General features: G+C 62.5%; 9 protein-coding genes. 2 read left to right on the top strand and 7 right to left on the bottom strand.

Annotated elements, in window-relative coordinates:
• From EN964_RS18970 to EN964_RS18950, 5 genes are all read right to left on the bottom strand, one after another.
• The coding region (locus EN964_RS18970; protein WP_127276620.1) for an HPr family phosphocarrier protein at positions 1-594 on the bottom strand (594 nt) is incomplete at its 3' end.
• 56 nt (positions 595-650) lie between these two features.
• Entirely contained in the window at positions 651-1,031 is a 381-nt protein-coding gene (locus EN964_RS18965; RefSeq protein ID WP_013529330.1) for a PTS glucitol/sorbitol transporter subunit IIA, read from the bottom strand.
• Positions 1,032-1,136: 105 nt separating this feature from the next.
• Positions 1,137-2,138, bottom strand: coding sequence for a PTS glucitol/sorbitol transporter subunit IIB (locus tag EN964_RS18960; RefSeq protein WP_027038062.1), 1,002 nt, complete (start codon positions 2,136-2,138; stop codon positions 1,137-1,139).
• A 16-nt stretch (positions 2,139-2,154) separates the two neighbouring features.
• Positions 2,155-2,916, bottom strand: coding sequence for a PTS glucitol/sorbitol transporter subunit IIC (locus tag EN964_RS18955; RefSeq protein WP_013529328.1), 762 nt, complete (start codon positions 2,914-2,916; stop codon positions 2,155-2,157).
• 88 nt (positions 2,917-3,004) lie between these two features.
• Positions 3,005-3,442: a transcriptional regulator GutM gene (locus EN964_RS18950; protein ID WP_127269447.1), complete on the bottom strand. Its 438-nt coding sequence runs from the start codon at positions 3,440-3,442 to the stop codon at positions 3,005-3,007.
• Positions 3,443-3,637: 195 nt separating this feature from the next.
• Between EN964_RS18950 and EN964_RS18945 the strand changes: the two genes are divergently transcribed.
• A complete protein-coding gene (locus EN964_RS18945) occupies positions 3,638-4,279 on the top strand; it encodes a hypothetical protein (RefSeq protein ID WP_024503716.1) in 642 nt (213 codons plus the stop codon).
• A gap of 93 nt (positions 4,280-4,372) precedes the next feature.
• Positions 4,373-5,047, top strand: a complete 675-nt coding sequence (locus tag EN964_RS18940) for an HAD family phosphatase (RefSeq protein ID WP_127269448.1) — start codon at positions 4,373-4,375, stop codon at positions 5,045-5,047.
• Here the strand turns inward: EN964_RS18940 and EN964_RS18935 are convergent.
• Complete coding sequence (locus EN964_RS18935; RefSeq protein ID WP_127273819.1) at positions 5,044-6,219, bottom strand: DUF930 domain-containing protein; 1,176 nt, start codon at positions 6,217-6,219, stop codon at positions 5,044-5,046. The genes EN964_RS18940 and EN964_RS18935 overlap by 4 nt on opposite strands.
• Before the next feature lie 108 nt (positions 6,220-6,327).
• Positions 6,328-7,086 (bottom strand): 5'/3'-nucleotidase SurE, encoded by a 759-nt coding sequence (locus EN964_RS18930; RefSeq protein ID WP_127271828.1) that lies wholly within the window; start codon positions 7,084-7,086, stop codon positions 6,328-6,330.
• Between the last annotated feature and the right edge of the window lie 105 nt (positions 7,087-7,191).

Genomic DNA, 7,191 nt, shown 5'->3' with positions numbered 1-7,191 from the left:
GGCGGCGATATCGCGCAGCGCAGCGACGATGCCGCGGTCTCCAGCCGACAGGCTGTCCTGCGCCAACGCAAGATCCATGCGGGCCTGGACCGCGCCGACGGCTGTGCGGAACCTGTCGATCTCGCCTTCGATCTCCTCGGCCCGCAACACGCGGCCCCGTCCGGCGATATCGGGTGGGAAATGCGCAAAGGCCGGGCCGATGGCGAAACCTTCGCTGGCGGCCACGCCACGCAGGCGGTTTGCCCCGTCAGGAGCCGCCGGCACGAATCCGGGCGCGGGTGCCGCTTCCTGCCCGGCATCGTTCGCCGGGCTCTGCGCTTCCGCTTCATCATCGAGGCCGGCCCGCGGATTCTCGAGGTAGCCGATCAGCGCCTCGAGCGCCTCGATGGCATCGGCGCCATTCGCCCGCACCGTGACTTCCTGGTTCTCCTTGACCGCCAGCAGCATCAGCTTGACCGAACTCTTGGCGCTGACCGCCTTGCCGTCCTTGACCAGTTCGACGTCGGATTCGAAGCCCTTGGCGAGCTTCACGAACCGCGTCGCGGGACGGGCGTGCAAACCTTCATGCACTCGGACGATGGTCGAGCGTTCCATGGCAAATACTCTGGTTTTGGGCGCCGCTCCCAACATAGGCCGCGGCGCGAATGCTGTCAGGCGGCGATGGTGATGATCGCCCCGGTCTTCAGTGCGGCCACGAGCGCTTGCGGGTCGACTTGCGACGCGCAGATCTCGCCGGGCCTCTCGGCCTCCGTAGCGCCGTTGAACGAAATGACGACATGGCCCATTTCCAGCACCTTGCTCCACGCGCTGGAGCCGACCGCTGTGATAACAGCGGCAACCGGGCCGAGGGTGATCGAAGCGCCCTTGGCGGGCGCTCCGTCACTTGGCCCCTGCTCCGCCTTGTGGAGCACCGAAACCTCGGCAAGCTCCGGCGGCGAGCCATCCGCAAACAGGATGACCACGCCCCCTTCGGCAAGGTCCGCCACTTCGGGGCCGATGGCAGTGACCCGTGTTCTCAGCAGAACCGTCATATGGCGAACCTCTTCTCTACTTTTCCTAGAGCGGTGAACCGCTCTATCTCTTTGTTTTGACGCAATTTCCAAAGGAAAGCATTATGCGCTTTTCCCGGAATTGCCTTAGAACACGATCAGGCTGACGACCCAGGCGATCAGCACCGAGACCGGCCCCATGATCTGGCGGCTGATGAGCACCGCCGGAACGCCGATTTCGATCGTCTTAGGCTTGGCCTCACCGAGCGCCAGGCCGACCGGGACGAAGTCGCAGCCCACCTGGGTATTGTAGGCAAACAGCGCCGGCAGTGCCATCGCCGGCGAAATCGTGCCGTTGGCGATCTGCGGGCCGATGATGGCAACGCCGATGACCTGCGCGATGACAGCGCCTGGCCCGAGGATGGGCGAAAGGAACGGCAGGCCGCAGATCGCCGAGATGATCAGCAGGCCGACGATGTTGTTGGCCAGCGGACCCATCGGCTGCGCCAGCACATCACCGATGCCGGTATACAGGATCAGACCGATGAGCATGGTCACGAACGCCATGAACGGCAGCACGTTGCGAATGACCTGATCGATGGTGCGACGGCCGGCATTGAAGAAGATGCCGACGATACGTCCCATGACGCGGCCGATCGTGCTGATGAGCCCGATCAGCCCACCTTCGCTCGGCAGCGGCTGTGGTGCCGCGGCCGCATTGTTGCTTGAACTCATCGCTGCTGCTCCCCCTGCAGTCGTGACCGTTTCGGATCCGTCCGCCATTGTGATGTTGGCCGGCTTCACGCCCGAAACGTAGATGTCCTCGGTGATGAACTGGGCCAGCGGTCCGGACTGACCGACCGGCGTCAGATTGACGGTCGGGATGCGCTTGCGCGGATAGACGCCGCATCGTGCGGTGCCGCCGCAGTCGACGACGACAACCGCCATCTCGCTTTCGATCGGCGGCGCCCTGAAGCCGTCGACGGCTTCGCCACCGGTCATGTCGGCGATAAGCTGCGCCACCGGGTGAATGCCACCACCGGTGACGGAAACAACCTTGCTGCGCTGTTCGGTTGGCTCGATGACGAGCGGGCCGCCCCAGCCGGTTTTGCCCTGGGTGATCCTTACGGCTTTGTATGTCTTGGCCATGATGTCCTCCCCGCCCTTACAGCTCGACGCCCTGGCGGCGTGCCATGATCGCGGTGATGCGTTCGGTCAGCATGCCCTTGAGCAGGATGACGACGAGGCCGACGATGGCGTACCAGATCGCCACCTTGACGTGGTAGCCGGCGACGACGACGCCCTTCTTTTCCAGCTCCAGCAGCGCGACGAGAATGCCGCCCCAGACGAAATACTCGCCGGGATTGATGTGCGGGAACAGACCGAGCGGCGGGTGCACATAGGACACGGCCGCGTCATAGAAGGCCGGCTTGTGCTTTTCTTCCAGGAACGATCCGAACGTATAGGCCATCGGATTGGTGAGGAAGAACACCGCCAGCAGCGGCAACAGCGTGTAGCGCGTCAGCGCGATCCGGCCGGCGCCGCGCGCCAGACCATGCACGCGCTCTTCACCGACCAGTTCGGTGACGGCGTAGAAGGCCGTCATCAGCACCACCAGCGTCGGAATGATGCCGGTGACGAAGCCGGCGAAGACCTCGCCGCCCTTCTGGAAGATGCCGATGAAATACTTGCCGATGGCGGTCAGCCAGCCGAGCTGCTCTTCCTGCTGGACGTCCTTCAGCTTTTCCTTGAACTGATCGACGGTGATCGGTCCGCTGTCCGCTTGTGCGAGGACAACGAGATGGTCGGAGGCATGCTCGACTGCGAGCTTGCCATGCAATGCGGCATCCGAGACCATGGCACCTGCGACATGCAGATTGTGCACGGCCATGTCGGCATGCTGCGCCAACAACGAAAATACAGACATTTCTCCTCCTTATGCCACCCGCCAGTTGATCCCAGTCGGTGCGCGGCGTCCTCTATCCCTCTGATTTAGAGCCCGAAATCCTCCGGCTCTAAGCCCTTGCTACATTCAAACCGGACAGGCCCGGCTTCTTCCCCGGCTCCGACCGTGTCTTGTCGATCTGCTCGATCGCTCGTTTCACGGCCTCGGCCACACCGGGTTCCCCCTCCCCCATGATTGCAGGGTTGGACCGGAGTTTATCGAGGGGAACACCCTCGAACTCTTCATGTCTTTTGAACTTGGTGAAGACGGAACGGCCGCTCATCACCATCAGGCGGCGCACGACCAGATCGGGCGTCACCACGACGAGCGCGATGGTGCCCTTGGCCAACCGGCCGCGAAAATTGCCGGCTCCGACGAAGCCGTCCTTGTACTGGTCGGTGACGCCCCTGAAGACATCCGAATAGTGCCGCATCTGCAGCCAGACGCCGAGCGACTGCAGCGCCCACACAATAACCAGCAGAAGCAGTCCCCACTGCCAAATCGCCATTCGGTTCTCCTCCCGAAGCCTCAGTTGAACCGCACCTTGGACCGGCGCGTGACAACAGCAAAGTGAGAACATTTGTTTCCGAGAATGTCAATATGTATGATATTGGCCTCGGCTGCGGTCATCCACAAGGGCGCTGACCGATTTCGGCGGTGCCACCGTTGTGCTAGGCTGACCGGGAAACAGGATACGAGGAACATGGATCTGCCCTTCAGGGACGAACTGGCCTTGATGCCCGATCTTCGCCATCGGCTGCGGCAGTTGCGCTGGTTCCGCGCCACCTTTCGCGGCAGCGCGAAGGTGGTCTCGGACACGTTCGGCGTGCGCTTCGAGATCGACGAGGCCAAACTCACCAGGGCCTTTCTGGACTGGGTCGAGATCATGGAGGCGCAGAAGCGCTTCGCCGCGATCGACCGCGCCGACTTCATCGTCTTTGCCGCCGGCCTCGTGCTGCGCGAGTTGATAAAACAGGCGCCGGCAAAAGAAATCTCCGGCCTCACCCAGCTGATCGAGACAGAAACGAACGCCGGCACGCTGGAAATCGTCCGCTTCTGGCCGGAGGGTTTCCTCTACACCAACTACTGCGTCTCGGTGATTTCGGCGATCCACGAGCAGGAATTCGGCACGGCACCCGGCATCGACAAATGCGCCGACGATTTGCGCACATGGTGGTCCTATCGCGAGAACGTGACCGAGATGCCGGCCTATGCGGTGGCTTTCCTCGACCGCTTTCTCGGCGCCGAGCCGAACTGGATCACCCCGGATCGCGCGCAGTCCCGGCAAGCCATGCAACGGGCGCTCGGGTCTTCCCGTGCGAGCGATGCGTTGCGCCAGCTTTGAGCCCGCTCTTCGCGCCCTCAAAACGCACGCGCTATTGAACATTTGACTTTTTGCCGATAGCGATGTGCGAAAATTGACTCGAGAGGGAAACGCGTGGCGCCACCAAGGCCTATTATTTTCGATTGCGACGGCGTCCTTGTCGACAGCGAGCCGTTGGCCGCCCGCGCCTATGAGCGCGTCTACGAAAAGCACGGCATGCCCGGTGTCAACACCAGCATCATCGCCCAATGCATCGGCATGAAGCAGTCCGATATCATCGCGAGGATCAAGGATTTGACCGGCCACCAGTTTCCGGCGGCGGCGGACGGCGACATCTGGGCCGAGACCAAGGTGCTGTTCTCGCAGGAATTGAAGCCGACACCGGGAATCACTGCGTTTCTGGAGACGCTCGCGGGCGACCGCTGTGTCGCCTCGTCCTCCTCCGTCGAGCGCATAAACCACAGCCTTGCCGTGACCGGGCTGGCGCGTTTCTTCGGCGATGCGATCTACAGTTCCTCGATGGTAAAGAACGGCAAGCCCGCGCCGGACATCTTCCTCTTCGCGGCGGACAAGATCGGCGCCAATCCCGTTGACTGCATCGTCATCGAAGACTCGCCCTTCGGCATCCAGGGCGCGGTCGCCGCAGGCATGACGGCGATCGGCTACACCGGTGGCGGCCATACCTATGCCGAGCACGCCGCGCGGCTGACAGCTGCCGGTGCCGATTTCGTCTGCGCCGACTGGCAAGAAGTTAGCCGGCAATTGGCTAGGTTTGGTGTGCCGGCCTAGTTTAGACGATACTTTGTGAATCCACGGCTGGCCCATTCGCCAGGCGGCACCAATGAGCCCACACGGAAGTTGAAGGACAGGACCCTCGTCGCATCGGCGTCGACTTCGCATCGGAAATTTAGGTTGTACCAGGCGTTTCTGGTGCTGAAGGCGGCCTGCGGAGGATTGAGAACATTGCCTTTGTCCAGCGTAATGGTTGGCACCCATTTGACCGTATAGTCGGCACTTTGCAGTTCCCGGCTGAGGACATTGCCGCAAAGGGTGGCCACGCGTTGACCGCGCGGGACATTCTCCATGGAGCTTGTAGCGAACGCATTGCCGGTTGCCCCTTGCGAGTAAAGCTTTCTGACGCCCGGAAGGCCGGAATAGATCGGTGATCCTGCAACGTCGTCGTTGGTGGGATTTGACCTTCCAGCATTCCCGATCGGCGCTTTGAAAGCTCTTGCGGGTTTGAACGTCATTGTCTTGGCAGGTTTGGCTTTGGGCTTTGCCTTTCCAGTCGAGGCTGGAGGCGCCGGCTTGTCGCCGATCTCAGCCGCCAATGGCTTTGGCGTCACGACGGCTTGCTTTTCGGCGGGTTGCGGTGCGGGTTCCTGTTTGTCCGGCTGCTGTTTGTCGGTTTCCTCGGTCGCCTGCTTCTCCTCGCTTTGCGCGGGCTTTTCGTCCGGCGCAGCGGTGGCTGGCTTCTCGTCAGGCTTGCTGGGCTCCGCCTTCTGCTGTGGCGTTGCAGCCGGGGCGGGCTGGGTCGGCGTGGGTGTCGGTGCTACAGGCGGCTTCACCGCCTCATCCTTGGCCGGCGACGGCGTGCTGGGCTTAGCGCTGCTTCCGTCGAGCGATTTCTCCGGCCCGGTATCTTTCTGGCCGTACTGGAAAACGCGCTTCAGAACCTGGTCGTCTGGCGGTTTCGGCGGTTCCGGAGGCGGCTTTTGTTCAGGCGGCTTCTCAGCCTTCTTTTCAGGTGTCGGTTCCGGTGGCTTTGGAGCAGGTTTCGGCTTGGGCTTCTCGGGTGGCGGCACGATCGCGACATTGACGGGCTGTTCCTGCTGAACCGGCTGCTGCTCGGGTCTCGGCAGGCCATAGACCAGAAACGCCGCGATGAGCGCATGCAGGATCAGCGATGCGGGCAAAGCCCACAGCAGATGCCGCCGCCGTTCTCCTGTCTCGCCCTTCATCCTCACCGATGTGGAATGAAATAGCGGCGGCTTCAAGCATAGGTGGTGGATTGGCTTGATTTAACCGCTGACAGGTTGGTGATCGGATGACGACGCGCAGACCCCAGGTCAGCCAGTTTGCCGCTGGCGCGGGATCCCGTCCAGAAACCGTTCGTCCAGCCGTGTCTCGCCAAACCAGTTCAGCCGGTTGATGCTGATGAAGCCGGCATCGATCGCCTCGTTTTCGTCACCCGGCTGGCTGTCATGGGCCCGACCGCGCGGCACGGTGATGACTGTATGATCGCCATCGCTTTCCACGATCTCGGCCTTGCGAGCGATCTTGTCGCGACCGATGCGCGGCTGCCGGATTTCGGCCGGCAGCAAGGTCGGCAGGTTGATGCTCAGCCAATGACCCTCAGCGGCCCAGTCGGCGCGCGATTGCCACAATGAAGCGATGAGCGCGCCAAGCCATTGGTCGTCGCCATCGGTGAAATCAGGATTTTTCACGCGTGAGAACCCGATGGCCGGAACGCCCCAGAACGTCGCCTCCCGCGCAATGCCGAGCGTACCGGAATAGGCAAGGTCCTCGGCAGCGTTGCGGCCATCGTTGACGCCCGACAGCACAAGGCCCGGCTTCTCGGAATCGGCGAACAGCCAGGTCATGGCGCTTACCACGCAATCGGCCGGAGTGCCGGAACAGGAGTACCAGTTCGGTTTGACGCGCCGCATGGTCAACGGCCTGGCAATCGTCAATGACGAGCCGGCAGCGGTGCGCTTGCTGTCGGGCGCGACCACCCAGACATCGTCGCTCAACGCGCCGGCCGCATTGACCAGACGGGCAAGCCCCGGCGCTTCGATGCCGTCGTCGTTGCAAATCAGAATTCTCATCGTTTTCTTGCCTCCGACACCACTATGCGCTGGCCGGTGCGGCATTGCGTGCGCAGCGACGGGATGTGGGTTTGCAGATCGCCGAGAAGGTCCGGCGTGCAGGAA

It is taken from the genome of Mesorhizobium sp. M7A.F.Ca.CA.001.10.2.1 (assembly GCF_003998575.1).
In the GTDB taxonomy this organism is placed as follows: Bacteria; Pseudomonadota; Alphaproteobacteria; order Rhizobiales; family Rhizobiaceae; genus Mesorhizobium.
Note: the sequence above shows the minus strand (reverse complement) of the source record. Positions and strands in the feature narration are given on the sequence as shown.

What these genes read in the sequence shown, in the direction of transcription:
- EN964_RS18960 (WP_027038062.1), bottom strand. Translation starts at nt 2,138, where the DNA reads ATGGCCAAGACATACAAAGCCGTAAGGATCACCCAGGGCAAAACCGGC.
- EN964_RS18965 (WP_013529330.1), bottom strand. Translation starts at nt 1,031, where the DNA reads ATGACGGTTCTGCTGAGAACACGGGTCACTGCCATCGGCCCCGAAGTG.
- EN964_RS18950 (WP_127269447.1), bottom strand. Translation starts at nt 3,442, where the DNA reads ATGGCGATTTGGCAGTGGGGACTGCTTCTGCTGGTTATTGTGTGGGCG.
- EN964_RS18945 (WP_024503716.1), top strand. Translation starts at nt 3,638, where the DNA reads ATGGATCTGCCCTTCAGGGACGAACTGGCCTTGATGCCCGATCTTCGC.
- EN964_RS18930 (WP_127271828.1), bottom strand. Translation starts at nt 7,086, where the DNA reads ATGAGAATTCTGATTTGCAACGACGACGGCATCGAAGCGCCGGGGCTT.
- EN964_RS18935 (WP_127273819.1), bottom strand. Translation starts at nt 6,219, where the DNA reads ATGAAGGGCGAGACAGGAGAACGGCGGCGGCATCTGCTGTGGGCTTTG.
- EN964_RS18955 (WP_013529328.1), bottom strand. Translation starts at nt 2,916, where the DNA reads ATGTCTGTATTTTCGTTGTTGGCGCAGCATGCCGACATGGCCGTGCAC.